General features: G+C 71.1%; 11 protein-coding genes. 5 read left to right on the top strand and 6 right to left on the bottom strand.

Annotation, left to right across the window (positions count from 1 at the left end):
- On the top strand, positions 1-100 hold a 100-nt coding region (locus IO20_RS42095; protein ID WP_155525297.1), incomplete at its 5' end, for an acyl-CoA dehydrogenase family protein.
- A 56-nt stretch (positions 101-156) separates the two neighbouring features.
- On the opposite strand, the gene IO20_RS0133430 is transcribed toward IO20_RS42095, so the two are convergent.
- Entirely contained in the window at positions 157-1,416 is a 1,260-nt protein-coding gene (locus IO20_RS0133430; protein ID WP_078946300.1) for an LCP family protein, read from the bottom strand.
- Positions 1,417-1,546: 130 nt separating this feature from the next.
- Between IO20_RS0133430 and IO20_RS0133425 the strand changes: the two genes are divergently transcribed.
- A complete protein-coding gene (locus tag IO20_RS0133425; protein WP_245685144.1) occupies positions 1,547-2,080 on the top strand; it encodes an acyl-CoA thioesterase in 534 nt (177 codons plus the stop codon).
- Between the two features lie 37 nt (positions 2,081-2,117).
- On the opposite strand, the gene IO20_RS0133420 is transcribed toward IO20_RS0133425, so the two are convergent.
- Positions 2,118-3,638 (bottom strand): LCP family protein, encoded by a 1,521-nt coding sequence (locus IO20_RS0133420; RefSeq protein ID WP_439646856.1) that lies wholly within the window; start codon positions 3,636-3,638, stop codon positions 2,118-2,120.
- An 81-nt stretch (positions 3,639-3,719) separates the two neighbouring features.
- Between IO20_RS0133420 and IO20_RS0133415 the strand changes: the two genes are divergently transcribed.
- The gene (locus IO20_RS0133415) at positions 3,720-4,751 is read left to right on the top strand and encodes a glycosyltransferase family 2 protein (RefSeq protein WP_397793593.1); all 1,032 of its coding nucleotides are present in this window, start codon (positions 3,720-3,722) and stop codon (positions 4,749-4,751) included.
- A gap of 72 nt (positions 4,752-4,823) precedes the next feature.
- Here the strand turns inward: IO20_RS0133415 and IO20_RS0133410 are convergent, their stop codons facing one another.
- The 4 genes from IO20_RS0133410 to IO20_RS0133395 form a co-directional block, all read right to left on the bottom strand.
- Positions 4,824-6,575, bottom strand: a complete 1,752-nt coding sequence (locus IO20_RS0133410; RefSeq protein ID WP_245685143.1) for an LCP family protein — start codon at positions 6,573-6,575, stop codon at positions 4,824-4,826.
- 50 nt (positions 6,576-6,625) lie between these two features.
- On the bottom strand, positions 6,626-8,365 hold the full coding sequence (locus IO20_RS0133405; protein WP_030556792.1) for an LCP family protein: 1,740 nt from the start codon (positions 8,363-8,365) through the stop codon (positions 6,626-6,628).
- A gap of 256 nt (positions 8,366-8,621) precedes the next feature.
- Positions 8,622-9,833: an LCP family protein gene (locus IO20_RS0133400; RefSeq protein WP_030556791.1), complete on the bottom strand. Its 1,212-nt coding sequence runs from the start codon at positions 9,831-9,833 to the stop codon at positions 8,622-8,624.
- Between the two features lie 279 nt (positions 9,834-10,112).
- Positions 10,113-10,865 carry a TIGR03089 family protein gene (locus IO20_RS0133395; RefSeq protein WP_030556789.1) on the bottom strand — a complete coding sequence of 251 codons (753 nt, stop codon included), beginning with the start codon at positions 10,863-10,865 and terminating at the stop codon, positions 10,113-10,115.
- A gap of 136 nt (positions 10,866-11,001) precedes the next feature.
- Between IO20_RS0133395 and IO20_RS0133390 the strand changes: the two genes are divergently transcribed.
- Together IO20_RS0133390 and manB are read left to right on the top strand one after the other, a co-directional pair.
- Positions 11,002-12,465 (top strand): N-acetylmuramoyl-L-alanine amidase, encoded by a 1,464-nt coding sequence (locus tag IO20_RS0133390; RefSeq protein ID WP_030556787.1) that lies wholly within the window; start codon positions 11,002-11,004, stop codon positions 12,463-12,465.
- Between the two features lie 104 nt (positions 12,466-12,569).
- Entirely contained in the window at positions 12,570-13,652 is a 1,083-nt protein-coding gene (gene manB / locus IO20_RS0133385; protein ID WP_030556785.1) for a mannose-1-phosphate guanylyltransferase, read from the top strand.
- Positions 13,653-13,971: the final 319 nt, after the last annotated feature.

Raw genomic sequence — 13,971 nt, 5'->3', positions numbered from 1 at the left:
CTACCCCGTCGAGCGCATGATGCGCGACGCCAAGATCACCCAGATCTACGAAGGCACCAACCAGGTCCAGCGCATCGTCATGGCCCGCAACCTCCCGTAGGCACGAAGAAGGGCGCCCCCTCGCGACGGGGGCGCCCTTCTCGTGTCCCCACGAGGTCACCGGGACTCGACGGTGACCTTCTCGTCGTTCCGGATCTGCTCGACCAGCTGCTTCACCTTCGGCATGTCCCACTTGAGCGAGTTCTGCGGCGCCTTGCCCGAGATCGGGATGTTCATGGACTTGCCGTCGCCGCCGCTGATGCCCTTCATCGCGAAGAACATCTTCCCGAGGTCGTACAGCGACATGTCCTTGTCCACGATCAGCGTGTCCAGACCGGCGCCCAGGGTCGGGTAGAGCGCGAACGGGTTGAGGATCGTGCCCGGCGTCGCCGCCTGGTTGGCGAGCGCGGCGAGGAACTTCTGCTGGTTCTTCGTCCGCTGGAGGTCCGACTGGGCGAAGGCGTACCGGGTCCGGACGAAGGCCAGGGCCTGCTCGCCGTTGAGGGTCTGCTCGCCCGCCTGGAAGTCGGCGCCGGACTTCTTGTCCTTGAAGCCCTTCTCGATGTTCAGCTCGACGCCGCCGAGCGCGTCCACGATGTTCGCGAAGCCGGCGAAGCCGATCTCCGCGTAGTGGTCGATGCGCAGACCGGTGTTGAACTCGACGGTCCGCACGAGCAGCTCGGGGCCGTCCATCGCGTACGCCGCGTTCAGCTTGGCGCCGCCACGGGCCGCGTACTGCTTGCCCGACTCGGAGCCGACGAAGCTCGGGATCGTCACCCAGGAGTCACGGGGGAGCGAGACCATCGTGTTCCCGCTTGAGCAGGCCGCGAGGATCATCATCGAGTCGGTCCGCTTGCCCGCGGCGGAGCCGGTGTGCAGCTTCTTCTTCTCCTCGGCGGACATGCCCTCGCGGCTGTCGGAGCCGACGATCAGGTACGTCGTGCAGTCGCCCTCCGCGGGCCGCTCGATGACCTTGGAGAGGTCGACCTCGTTGCGCATCTGGGAGCTCGCCCAGGCGTAGGTGCCGATGCCCCAGGCGAGGACGCCGACGACGAGGACGATCGAGCCGACCTTGATCCGCTTGCGCCAGTTCGGGGCGGGACGGCCGGGACCGCCGGCGCCGGGGCCCGGCGAGTACTGCGGCGGAACGGTGCCGTTCCCGCCGCCCTGCGGGCCGCCGTAGACCTGACCGGAGCTGTAACCGGAGTCGTACCCCTGGCCCTGGGCCTGTGTGAAGTTCGGGTTGTAGCCCTGGTCGTGCCGAGGCGGCTGCTGCGGAACCTGCGGGCGCTGCACATGGCTCATCCGGCGAGGACCCTCGGGGTGGGGGTTCGCGTTGCCACGGCCGTAGCCGCCGTCTTCGGGCCAGTCATTCATGCGGTCCAGTGTGCCGGTCAGGGCTTTACGGGCGACAGGCCGGGTGGAACATCGGACCGGTGCTGTTGCCAAGCTGATGCAAAGCGGACCGAACGGCGACCCCGACAGGACCCGGCATATGGTGGAGGGCATGACAGATCAGGGCGATATCCCGGGCAAGCCCACCTCCGCCTCCCGCACCACCCTCAGCCACATCATGACCAGCCACGACACCAACCTGCTCGGTACGGTGCACGGCGGCGTGATCATGAAGCTGGTGGACGACGCGGCGGGCGCCGTCGCGGGCCGGCACTCGGGCGGTCCCGCGGTCACCGCCTCGATGGACGAGATGGTGTTCCTCGAGCCGGTGCGGGTCGGGGACCTGCTGCACGTGAAGGCCCAGGTCAACTGGACCGGCCGGTCCTCCATGGAGGTCGGCGTCCGGGTCATGGCCGAACGCTGGAACGAGTCGACGCCCGCCACCCAGGTCGGCTCCGCCTATCTGGTCTTCGCCGCCGTCGACGCGGACGGCAAGCCGCGCCGGGTCCCGCAGGTCGTCCCCGAGACGGAACAGGACAAGCGCCGCCACCAGGAAGCCCAGATCCGCCGCACCCACCGCCTCTCCCGCCGCCAGGCCATCAAGGAACTGAGGGAACGCCGCGCGGCCGAGGGCTACGAGGACTGAGAACGCCGGGCGACCGGCCCTCGGCCCCGACCAACGGTCACGGACACACCACCCGGTCTCCCGTGACCGCCTCGAACGGCCCCGACCGCCCCGCGTCCTCCGCCCGTACCGCCCGCACCCCCTTGTAGTCCGCCCCGACCGTCACCCGCAGGGTCCCGCCGCGTCCCGCCACCGCCTTCAGCTCCGCCCCCGGCAGCGCCGCCGCGAGGGTCTTCGCCGAGCGGTCCCAGCGCGGGTCGTACTCCACGACCGTCCGGGCCCGTTCCTTCCCGGCCCCGGTCATCGGCGTCCGGGTGGTGTCGAAGCCGGTCCCGCGCAGCGCGTCGTCGACCTTCCGGCCGAGCCCGTCCGTCCGGGTCCCGTTGTAGACCTGCACCCGCACCGTGCGCGGAGCCACGTCCACGACGGAGGCCTTCGGCGCCTTCGAGGAGGAAGCGGGCTTCACGGGGGCCAGCGGCCGGTCCTCCCGCAGCGCCTGGAACAGCTTCTGCGCCTTCGACGCGTCCCACTTCACCGTCGAGCCGATCCCCTTCACGGGGAAGCTCATGTCCCCGATCGGCACGGACACGAACTCCGACGACGCCGGGGTGAAGCCGCGCATCGCCTTGGCGAGGGCGAACAGCTGGTCCGTACCGAAGTCCTCGTCGGCCCGGACCGAGCCCAGCATGGTCGTGGCCACCTCACGGAACCGCACCGGGTTGAGCAGCACCCCGCCGCTGGTCGTCCGCTCGATGAGGGCGGCGAGGAAACGCTGCTGCCGCTGCATCCGCCCGATGTCGGCGGCCCCGTCGATGTGCCGGGAGCGTACGTACTGGAGTGCCTGCCCGCCGTCGAGCTCATGGGTGCCGGCCGGCAGGTCGAGCCCGCTGTACGCGTCCTTCACGGCCCGGGTCGTACAGATCTGCACCCCGCCGACCGCGTCCACGGTCCGCATGAAGCTGGTGAAGTCGACCTCCAGATAGTGGTCGATCTTGACGCCGGTCATCGACTCGACGGTCCGCACGGTCAGCCCCGGCCCGCCCTCGGCGTACGCCGCGTTCAGCTTCACCGGATGCGCCTGGTGCTTCTTCCCGCTGGTGAGGTCGGTGTGCTCGGGCATCTCCGCGTACGAGTCCCGGGGCAGGCTGACGACGCTCGCCCGCTCCCGGTCCTCGGAGATGTGCACGAGCATCACGGTGTCGGTGCAGTGGCAGGGCGCGCCGCCCAGCCTGTACTTCGCCTTCTCCTCCGGGGTGATCCGGTCCCGGCCGTCGGTGCCGACGACGAGGATGTTCATCCCGTGCCCGGCCTGCGGCCGGTTCTTCATGTCCTTGAAGGGGTCGACCCGGGTGATCCCGGTGTCGAGACCGGTCACCACGGCGTGCCCGATGCCGCCGGCCGCGAGCACCGCCACGGAGAGCGCCGTCGCCATCCGCATCCCCCACCGGGGGCGCCGCCGCGGCCGACGGACCGGCACGCGACGGGCGGCGGGCCGGGGACGGGGCGTGCGGGGCGGTGTGGGCACGGACGGACACCTCCGCGGGTGTGACAAAGGGAACCGTGAGCACGGTAGGCCCATACGATCAGCGCAAGGGTGCGCCACCCGTGCGGCGCGCACCGCTGTCCCCCATTCGCGGTAACGTGGCCGACCGTGAACGCCATGCCCCCCGTCTCCGTGATCATGCCGGTCCTCAACGAGGAGCGGTACCTGCGCACCTCGGTTCGCCACATCCTGGAGCAGGAATACGACGGCGAGATGGAGGTGGTGATCGCGCTCGGCCCGTCCACGGACCGCACCGACGAGATCGCCGCCGAACTCGTACGAGAATCCGCGTCGGATTCACGAGCCCGCGTCAAGACCGTGCCGAACCCCACCGGCCGCACGCCCGCCGCACTCAACGCGGCGATCAAGGCCTCGCGCCACCCCATCGTGGTGCGCGTCGACGGCCACGGCATGCTCTCGCCGAACTACATCTCCACCGCCGTCCGGCTCCTGGAGGAGACCGGCGCGCAGAACGTCGGCGGCGTCATGCACGCCGAGGGCGAGAACGCCTGGGAGGACGCGGTCGCCGCCGCGATGACCTCGAAGATCGGCGTCGGCAACGCCGCCTTCCACACGGGCGGCGAGGCGGGCCCGGCGGAGACCGTGTACCTGGGTGTCTTCCGCCGCGAGGCGCTCGAACAGCAGGGCGGCTACAACGTGGAGTTCATCCGCGCCCAGGACTGGGAGCTGAACTTCCGCATCCGCGAGGCCGGCGGCCTGATCTGGTTCTCGCCCGAGCTGCGCGTCCAGTACCGCCCGAGGCCCTCCGTGAAGGCCCTCGCCAAGCAGTACAAGGACTACGGCCGCTGGCGCCACGTGGTGGCCCGCTACCACCAGGGCTCCATCAACCTCCGCTACCTGGCCCCGCCGGTCGCCGTCTGCGCCATCGCCGCCGGCCTGGTCGTGGGCGCCGCCCTGACCCCGCTCGGCTTCGTGATCCCGGCCGGCTACCTCGCCGCGATCACGGCGGGCTCGGTCCCGGCGGGCAAGGGCCTCCCGCTCAAGGCCCGCCTCCAGATCCCGGTGGCCCTGGCGACGATGCACATGTCGTGGGGGTACGGCTTCCTGACGAGCCCCCGCTCCCTGGCGAAGAAGGTCATCGCGAGCCGCCGCCCGGCGGTGAGGGCCGGCGAGACCGAGACGGTCTGACCGCCCCCGTACACGCCCGACGGCCGGGTCCCTCACGGGGCCCGGCCGTCGGCGTTCACGCGGGTGCGGGAGTCAGCTCTTCCCGTCCCACTTGTAGACCGAGTAGACGTCCATGCAGTCCGCCTTGTCGTCGGCGCCCTCGGGAAGGTCGCCCGCGACGGCCGTCGGCTTCTTGTACGTGCCGCCTTCGCGCCAGTCGGCGCCGACGACCAGGGTGATGCCCCCGGTGTCGTCCGCGGCGGCCCGTGCGGCCGAGTCGGGCAGTCCGAGCGCCTTGGCCACGGAGAGGGCGTTCGCCTTGCCCTGGTCGCCGTCCGCCTTGGGATAGGTGACCACGGAGTCCTTGCGGCCCCCGCCGTTCTTGGAGGCGTCGGCCTGCGTGAAGCCCTTGCCCTTGAGGATCTCGGCCAGGTCTCGCGCCCGGCCCTCGACGGCCGGTTCGCCGCCGCCGTCGGTGCCGTTGACGACGGTCACGACGAAGGAGCCGGGGGCCTCGGCGGGCGTCTTCGGCTTCGTGGAGGGCTTGGGCTTCGTCGTCCCGTCGGCCTTGTCGCCGTTCTTGTCGAAGGCGACGTCGTCCCGGAGCATCGCCCACATCTTGTCGGCGGCGGAGGGCCTCAGCTGGAGCCACGCGTCGGGGTTGAGCCGGTACGGGTCGGTCGGGACCGTCGCCGTCGTGAGGCGGTCGAGCTTCACGTTCTTGAGCTGCATCGACAGGTCGAAGAGCTTCTTCACCGTCTTGAGGCCGTCGGAGACCTGAAGGGCCTTCGTGGCGGTCTCGGCAAGACCCGTCAGCCGCGCGGTGTCCGTCCAGGCGTTCTGGCTCTGGAGCTTCTTCATCATGCCGTTCATGTACATGTGCTGGGCCTTGGCACGGTTCTGGTCGCTGCCGAACGCGTGCCGGGTGCGCAGCCACTGGAGCGCCTGCTCGCCCTTCACCTCGGTGGTGCCCGCCCGCAGCTTCAGGCCGGAGCCGCCCTTCACCCTCGCGGTCGACTTGTCGTGCACACCCGTCCTCACACAGACGGGGACACCGCCGACCTCGTCGGCCATGGCCACGACTCCGGCGAAGTCGACCATCAGCCAGTGGTCGATGTAGACCCCGGTGAGGCTCTCCCAGGTCGTGAGGGTGCAGCCGGGACCGCCGCGCTGCAGCGACTCGTTGATCGGCCGGTTCGTGGTGGCGGCGTAGGGCGTGCCGTCCTCGCCCTTGCACTCCGGGATCGGGACGACGGTGTCGCGCGGAATGGAGATGATCGACGCGTTCTCGCGGTCCGCCGAGACGTGCAGCAGCATCTGCACGTCGGCGAGCGGCTTGCGGTCCTTGTCGTTGCGGCCGCCGCCGAGGGCGATGTTCTTCTCGTCCTGGCGGCTGTCGGAGCCGATCAGGAGGATGTTGAGCGGGGTGTCCCCGAGCGCGTTCGGCGGGGCCTTCTTCACGCCGCTCTCGCCGCCCGCGCGCCCGCCGCTGCGGATGTTGCCGTTGAGGTGCTCGTAGTACAGGTATCCGGCGCCGGCCGTGCCGAGTATCAGCAGCGACAGGGTGATCGCCACCCAGCGCAGCACCTTGCGCTTGCCGGTCTTCTTGGCACGCTTGCGCGCGGCGGCGCGGCCGCCCGCGCCCGTACCGCCACCGGCGTTCCCGCGCCGGCGCGCGGCGCGGGTCGACGCGGGCGCGTCGGCCTGCGCCGTCTTCTCCTCGGGAGCGTCGTCGCCGGCGCCGGTGGCTTCCCCGGCGCCGTACAGGTCGTCGTCCCAGCCCAGTTCTCGGGCGCGTGGTACGCGTCGCCGCGTCCCCTCCCCACGCACGCTGTTCTGTCCCACCCCAGGTCCCCTCGTCAGTCAGGAGCGTGCCAAGTCCCGGTGTTTCCGGGTCACTTGGCGCACACCTGCTTGTCTGCTTCTACCTGACCCACGTCCGGCGCCTTCGTCGGAGCGGCCATGGAAATCCCTGCGCCCTTGAAGTCGGCGCCGAGGACGAGCGTCATGGGCTCGCGCTCCCCGGCGTCCTGTGTGCCCGGCTTGAGGGCCGTGGCGGCCAGACCCATCATGTCCGCGAGCTTGCGGGCCTGATCGGCCTGGTTCGGTGCGTAGGTGAGCGTGGTCTTCGCCGCCTTCTCGGGGGCGTTGCTCTTGTTGGTGGAGCGGCTCACGCCCTGCTCGTTCTGCAGCCAGACGATGGTCGACTGCGCCGCGCCGGTGATGCCGCTGCCGTTGTAGACGTCGACGCGCACGTCGGCGGCCGCGGCACGCGGTCCCTGGAGGAGCTTCGCCTGGGCCTGCGCCTTGGCGTCCTTGGCCTGCTTCTCCTTCTTCTTCACCTCGGTGAAGGAGATGTCGTTCTCGATCATCGAGAACACCTGAGGGGCCAGCTCCTGGTTGAGGACGACCGTCGCCCGCTTGGTGGGCGGCTCGTCGGGGTTGTCGACGACCGGAACGGTCACGAAGCTGATGTTCTTCAGGTCGACCTTTCCGATCTCCTTGGCCAGGGTGGTCAGCTTCATGACGCTGTCTATCCCCTTGTCGACCGTGAGCGCCTCGGTGGCCGCGTTGGCGACCGAGAGCAGCTGCGACGGGCTGTCCAGGGTGTCTTCCTTGAGCTGTCGCATCATCGAGGCGAGGAACTGCTGCTGCATCTTGATGCGGTCCAGGTCGCTCTCGTTGCCGAGCCCGTGACGGTTGCGGAGGAACGCGAGCGCGTCCTCGCCCTGGATGCGGTGCTCGCCCTCGGAGAGGTTGAGTTTGGACTCCTTGTCCCGGATGGGCTTTGCGAGGCAGACCTTCACGCCGCCGACGGCGGTGGACAGCGTCTTGACGGCGTTGAAGTCGACCATCATGAAGTGGTTGATGCCCAGGCCGGACATCTCCGAGATGGTGCGCATCGTGCAGCCCGGGTCGCGGCCGTTCACACCGAAGGACTCGTTGAACTTGGTCGTGCCGACCGAGCCCGGGATGACCTTCGTCGAGCCGTCGGGCTGTTTCGTGGGGCAGTCCGGGATCTTGATCTTGAGGTCACGGGGGATGCTCAGGGCCGTCGCGTTGGTCCGGTCCTCGGAGATGTGGATGAGGAACGTCGTGTCGGCGTGGCCGGTGACGTTCGTCTTGTTCCCGTAGCTCTCGTTGCCCTCGCCGGTACGGACGTCGTTGCCGATGATCAGGATGTTGAGCGGCCCGTCCATCGACTCCGTCTGGACGGCGGCGTCGCCGACGTCGACCGAGCCGATGTTCCCGTCGAGCTCGTTGTAGAGCAGATACGCGCCGGTCGCGCCGCCCACGAGGACGAACGCCATCGTGCCGCCGGTCCACAGCAGGACCTTCTTCTTGCGGGACGCGCCCTGCTTGCGCTTGCGGCGGCTCGCGGGCGGCTGCTGTCCGCCGCCGCCCGGCTCGACGGCGCGGCGACGGCGCTGGCCGGGTACGGGCGCCTCGACGGGGGTGTCGGCGGGGGCGGGAGCGGGAACGGTGGATCTGCGGGGCCTGGACGACGGGGTCCGCGGCTGTGACTGCCCAGCGGAGTGGTCCAGTCGCAGTTCGTAGTTGCCGGTCTGCGGGTTGAGCACCCACTGGTCGGCGGGGTCGATCTCGTCCGCCCGTCCACGGCTGTGCGCGTCCACGGTTACTCGAGTCCTCCGTCGGTGCCACGCGAGGCGCCTCCCCCACAGGGCGCCGCTCTCTCGGTCGTTCGATCCTTGGTGAGTGCGACCACGCGGTCGGGGTGCACCGGATCGCGTCACACTATCCGCCCAGTTCAGCGTGGGGCGACGTGCGTGACAAATTCCACGCCCCTTACAACCGGGCAATTTGCTCAAACCTCATCGCTCTCAGCCCTCCCCTTGGTGTGCCCTTTACCCGGCCTCCCCACGGCGCCTTCTAGGAGCAGACTCCCTCCGCCGCGTTCCGCCCGGTGAAGGTCGGCGTCGCGGAGGGGGCCGGGAGGTCGGCGTCGTCGGGCTTGCCGGGCTTGCCGTCCGCGCCGCGCCGCCCTTCGTCGTCCTTCTCGCCCGGGGTCACGACGACGGGCCTGTCCTCCCGTAGCTGCTTGAAGAGTTGACTCGCCGCCGGCTGTACCAGTTCGTCCCGGTTCGCGTCGTATCGGTAGGAGCGGCGCGGGACAGTGAGGAACTGCACCTTCTCGGTGGGGACCGCCCGCATCGACCGGGCCAGGTCGTACAGGTCCCGCAGCGAGTCGAGGCCCTGGTCGGTCGTGATCGCCTTGGTGGCAGCGTCCAGGACCGGATAGAGCTTGGTCGGGTTCAGCAGCACCCCGTCGCTCTGCACCTTGTTGACGAGCGCGCCGAGGAACTGCTGCTGGCGGTCCATGCGTTCGGTGTCGCTGCCGTTGCCGATCGACTTCCGGGCGCGGACGAACCCGAGCGCCTGCTCCCCGTGGAGCGTCTGGCGTCCCGCGGGCAGCTTCAACTTCGCGTCGGGGTCGTCCACGGGCTCCTTGAGGCAGACCTCCACACCGTCGACGGCGTCCACCATCTTCTTGAAGCCCTGGAAGTCGATCACCATGTGGTGGTCCACCCGGATCCCGGTCAGCTTCTCGACGGTACGGATCGTGCACGCCGTACCGCCGAACTCGAAGGCCCAGTTGAACTGCGCGAACTGCTCGCGGGTGCGGCTCCCGTCGGCCTTGCGGCAGCTCGGGATCGTCACCATCAGGTCGCGGGGGACGGAGACGGCGGTCGCGCTCGCCTTCCCCGCCGACAGGTGCAGCAGGATCGTGGTGTCCGACCGCTGGGTGCCCTTGTCCCTGCCGTACTCGCGGTTGCCCGCGCCGGCCCGGGTGTCCGAGCCGATGAGCAGGATGTTCCGGGCGGCCGAGACGACCGCGGCCGGCCGCTCCTTCTCGTACTTCCGCAGCTCGGCGGCGGCCGTGGTGTCCGTGGTGATGTTGCCGTCGAGCTTCCGGTAGAACCACCAGCCGGCCCCGGCGGCGGCCAGCACCACGACCGAGACGCCGAGCGCCGTCCACCGCAGCCAGTGGCGGCGTCGGCGCGGCTCCTCCGGAGCGTCTGTCGCCGTGTCCTCCGCCTGCGGGGGATCCGGTTCGGCGGGCGTGCCCGCACGGTCCGTCACGTCTGAGTCCGTCCTTCATGGCGTCGGCGGCGCGCCGGGCGGCCGCCGGTCGTAGAAGGAGACGGCCGAACCCGACGCATGGTTGTGCGGAAGGAGGCGACTCCCCCCGGGCCGATCATGTACCGGACGGCGGGCTCGGACCCGGGGACTCGGCGCGGCCCTACGCCGAATGGGGCACTCGGCGGGGTGTGGGGCCGATGCCGGGGGTCTCGGCCGGGCGCCGGGCCGGCGTGGAGAGTCGTCTGCGCGTGGGTGGACGGGCGTGTTCGTCTGCGCGGCTCAGAGCGCCCTGTGGGTCACCCGCTCGCTCTCCACCCGCTTCTCCAGGCCCTCGCCGCCCAGCCGCTCCAGGTTCCGGCAGAGGACCACCGAGCCGCCGGCCGCGAGGGGCGCGTACAGACCGGCCGAGAGCCCCTTCCAGTCCCCGTAGCCGAGCCCGGAGAGCAGCCGGGCGCCGGGGGTGAGACCCAGCGCCTCCGCGTCCGCGCGGGCCCGCTCGACGAGCTGCGCGCTGCTGTGTTCCGTACCGTCGACGACGAGGGCGGGAGCGTCCGGATCGACCGGTACGAACGGGGCGAACCGGTCGCCCTGGCTCGGCACCTCGACCGCGTAGTCCGCGTATCCGGCGGGCACGGCCGGGAAACGACGGCCCAGCGGGGCCAGGGAGAGCGCGATCCGCTCCCCGGAACAGGCGAGGCCCGCCTCGAGCGTGTCGGGACCCGCGACGACGAGGTCCGCGTCCGCCGGGTCGCCGCCGACCTCGACGGTCACGCCGACGGAGGAGCAGGCGAGCAGCCAGACGGCGGTCTGCCAGTGCGAGGGCAGCAGCAGCGCGAGCCGGTCGCCGGGGGCGGCGGACAGCTCGCCCTGGAGCAGGTTGGCCGTCTTGGCCACCCAATTGGCGAAGGTGGCGACGGACAATTCCACCCGCTCACCGGTGGCGTCGTCGTAGAAGGTGACCAAGGGGCGGGCGGGGTCCGCGGCGAGCGCGGATCGCAGCAGGTCGGCGGGGGTGCGGTCGCTGGCGTTCACGCCGGACAGCGTACGCGGGCGGCCGTGTGGGGGTCCGCCGTACCGGTGACGCCGTCCACCGGTCGGACCGACACGGCGTCAGTTTCAGGGCCTCTTCCCGGTCGCGGAACAGCCCCCGGCTACGCACGATCGGCCCATGCGTGCCTCACTCGCCTCCTCGATCGCCGTCACCTGCGCGGCGGCCATCGCCCTGCCGGTCTCCCTCGCCGCGCCCGCCGCGGCCGAGGTGTCCCCGGCGCCCGGACTGCCATCGGCGGCCTCCGCACTCCCACCGGCACTCTCCGCGCTGCCACCCGCGCCCGAACTCCCCGGCGCCACCCAGTCCCTGCCGCTCGCGCCCCTCGGCGGTACGGACAGGGCCCTCGGCGGGGGCGCGGACGGTACGGACGCGCAGGGGCTCACCCGACGCGACGTCAGGCCCTTCTCGCTCGTCGGCGTCGTCTGGGACGACCCGACGGCCGCCCTGCACGGCGCCGTGCAGGTCCGCACCCGCGCCACCGGCGGCGACGTCTGGTCGCCGTGGCAGGACGTGGAGACCCACAACGAGGAACACGGCGCCGACCCGGAGACCACGGAAGGCGCGGGACGGGCCCTCAAGGGCTCCACGGCCCCCCTGTGGGTCGGCGACTCGGACGGCGTGGAGATCCGCGTACGAGGGGAGGAGCCGCTCCCCGAAGGCCTGCGCCTGGAACTGGTCGACCCGGGCGAGGACCCGGCGGCGGCCGCGCCCGTGACCCGTACCGCCGCGGCGCCGGGCCCGCAGGCCGGCCTGAACGCGGCGGAGGCGGCGGTCAGCGCGGTCAACGCCCAGCTCGCCGCGTACGGCGCGACCTGGATCCCGGCGCTGACGAAGGCGGCGGTCGAGTTCACGTTCCCGTACCTGCCCCGCGTGCAGGAGGCCGAGTTCCCGCCGCAGGTCCTGCCCCACCCCGAAACCCAGGAGCAGGCCGCAGTGGTGGAGCCGGCCGTGGCGGCGGCCCCGGCGAAGCCGTACATCGGCCCCCGCCCCAAGATCATCACGCGCAAGGGCTGGGGCGCCGACGAGAAGATCCGCGAGAAGGGCTTCGTCTACACGAAGAGCATCAAGGCGGCCTTCGTCCACCACAGCGCGACCGGCAACAACTACACCTGCAAGCAGGCGCCCTCCGTCCTGCGCAGTATCTACCGCTACCACGTCAAGAGCAGCGGATGGCGTGACTTCGGCTACAACTTCGCCGTCGACAAGTGCGGAAACATCTACGAAGGCCGGGCCGGGGGAGTGGCCAAGCCCGTCCTCGGCGCGCACACTCTCGGGTTCAACACCAACAGCATGGGCATCGCCGTCCTCGGCACCTTCAGCAAGAGCACCCCTCCGGCCGCCGCCGTGACCGCCGTCGCCCGTCTGACGGCTTGGAAACTCGGGCTGCACGGGGTGAACCCGAAGGGAACGTCGTACCTCGTCTCCGGGGGTGGAAACCGGTACAAGAAGGGCAGCAGGGTCCGGTTCAACGCCATCTCGGGACACCGTGACGGATTCGCCACGGAGTGCCCCGGAGTGCGGCTGTACGGCAAGCTCGGGACGGCCCGCACGAGCTCGGCGAAGTACCAGGGAAGGCGCTGATGGGGTCATCGGGGCAACCATCTGCCTAAACTGACCGGTCATATCGCACGGACGACCGAGACGGGCGAGCTGACCGGCCCCGAACAGGAAGCAGAGACGACAAGGTGACAGAAGCGATCCTCCTGGTCGGTGGCAAGGGAACACGGCTGCGACCCCTCACGGTCAACACGCCGAAGCCCATGGTCCCGGCAGCGGGCGTCCCCTTCCTGACGCATCAGCTGGCCCGCGCCCGCGCCGCCGGCGTCGAGCACATCGTGCTCGCCACCTCCTACCTGGCCGAGGTCTTCGAGCCGCACTTCGGAGACGGTTCCGCACTCGGCCTGAGCCTGGAGTACGTCACCGAGGAGGAGCCGCTCGGCACCGGCGGCGCGATACGCAACGTGGCCTCCCGGCTGCACTCGGGACCCGACGACCCGGTCCTCATCTTCAACGGCGACATCCTCACGGGCCTCGACATCGGCGCCCTCGTCGCCACCCACTCCTCCTCGGGCGCGGACGTCTCGCTCCACCTCACGCGGGTGGAGGACCCGAGAGCCTTCGGCCTGGTCCCCACGGACGGGACGGGCCGGGTGACGGCCTTCCTGGAGAAGCCCCAGACCCCCGAGGAGATCGTCACCGACCAGATCAACGCGGGCGCGTACGTCTTCCGCCGCTCGGTCATCGACAAGATCCCCGCCGGCCGCCCGGTATCCGTCGAGCGCGAGACCTTCCCGGAACTCCTGTCCTCCGGAGCGCACCTCCAGGGCATGGTCGACTCGACGTACTGGCTGGACCTCGGCACCCCGCAGGCCTTCGTCCGCGGCTCGGCCGACCTGGTCCTCGGCCGCGCCCCGTCGCCTGCCGTCCCGGGCCGCTGCGGCGACCGCCTGGTCCTGCCGACGGCACGCGTCGCCCCGGACGCCAAGCTGACCGGCGGCACGGTCGTCGGCGCGGACGCGGTGGTCGGCGAGGGCGCCCGCATCACGGGCTCCACGCTCCTGGCCGGCGCGGTGGTCGAACCGGGTGCGGTGATCACCGACTCCCTGATAGGCGCGGGCGCCCGCATCGGCGCCCGTACGGTCCTGACGGGCGCGGTCGTCGGCGACGGGGCCCACGTGGGCGCCGACAACGAACTCCGCGAGGGCGTCCGCGTCTGGTGCGACGCCACCCTCCCCCCGGCCACGGTCCGCTTCTCCTCGGACCAGTAGCCCCGGGGGCGAACGCAGCGACGTGGCGGACCCGCCACGTCGCCCCCCGCTGTAGCCCCCCCCGCTGCGCCCGCCCCCGTTACGCCCCGCGCTGTAGCCCCACCCACCTGTTGCGCCCCGCCCACCCTCCTTGTGCCCGCGTCGTGGGCATACGTTCCGCAGGGGTGATGGGGGTCCCCTGCTCGAGCGAAGCCGAGAGCTTGGGGGAGGGTGGGCACAACGCCCCCGGGGCGGCGCCCGTCGCCCTGCTCGTTCACCCGTAGGACCTGGGACGGCGCCGTACGGCCCCCGCCCGGAACCGCGTCACTCCCGCCGGCCC

Source organism: Streptomyces exfoliatus, from assembly GCF_000725545.1.
In the GTDB taxonomy this organism is placed as follows: domain Bacteria; phylum Actinomycetota; class Actinomycetes; order Streptomycetales; family Streptomycetaceae; genus Streptomyces; species Streptomyces exfoliatus.
The sequence above is the reverse complement of the archived record's forward strand: the minus strand, read 5'-3'. Positions and strand labels throughout refer to the sequence as shown.

What these genes read in the sequence shown, in the direction of transcription:
- IO20_RS0133430 (WP_078946300.1), bottom strand. Translation starts at nt 1,416, where the DNA reads ATGAATGACTGGCCCGAAGACGGCGGCTACGGCCGTGGCAACGCGAAC.
- IO20_RS0133425 (WP_245685144.1), top strand. Translation starts at nt 1,547, where the DNA reads ATGACAGATCAGGGCGATATCCCGGGCAAGCCCACCTCCGCCTCCCGC.
- IO20_RS0133420 (WP_439646856.1), bottom strand. Translation starts at nt 3,638, where the DNA reads ATGGGCCTACCGTGCTCACGGTTCCCTTTGTCACACCCGCGGAGGTGT.
- IO20_RS0133415 (WP_397793593.1), top strand. Translation starts at nt 3,720, where the DNA reads ATGCCCCCCGTCTCCGTGATCATGCCGGTCCTCAACGAGGAGCGGTAC.
- IO20_RS0133390 (WP_030556787.1), top strand. Translation starts at nt 11,002, where the DNA reads ATGCGTGCCTCACTCGCCTCCTCGATCGCCGTCACCTGCGCGGCGGCC.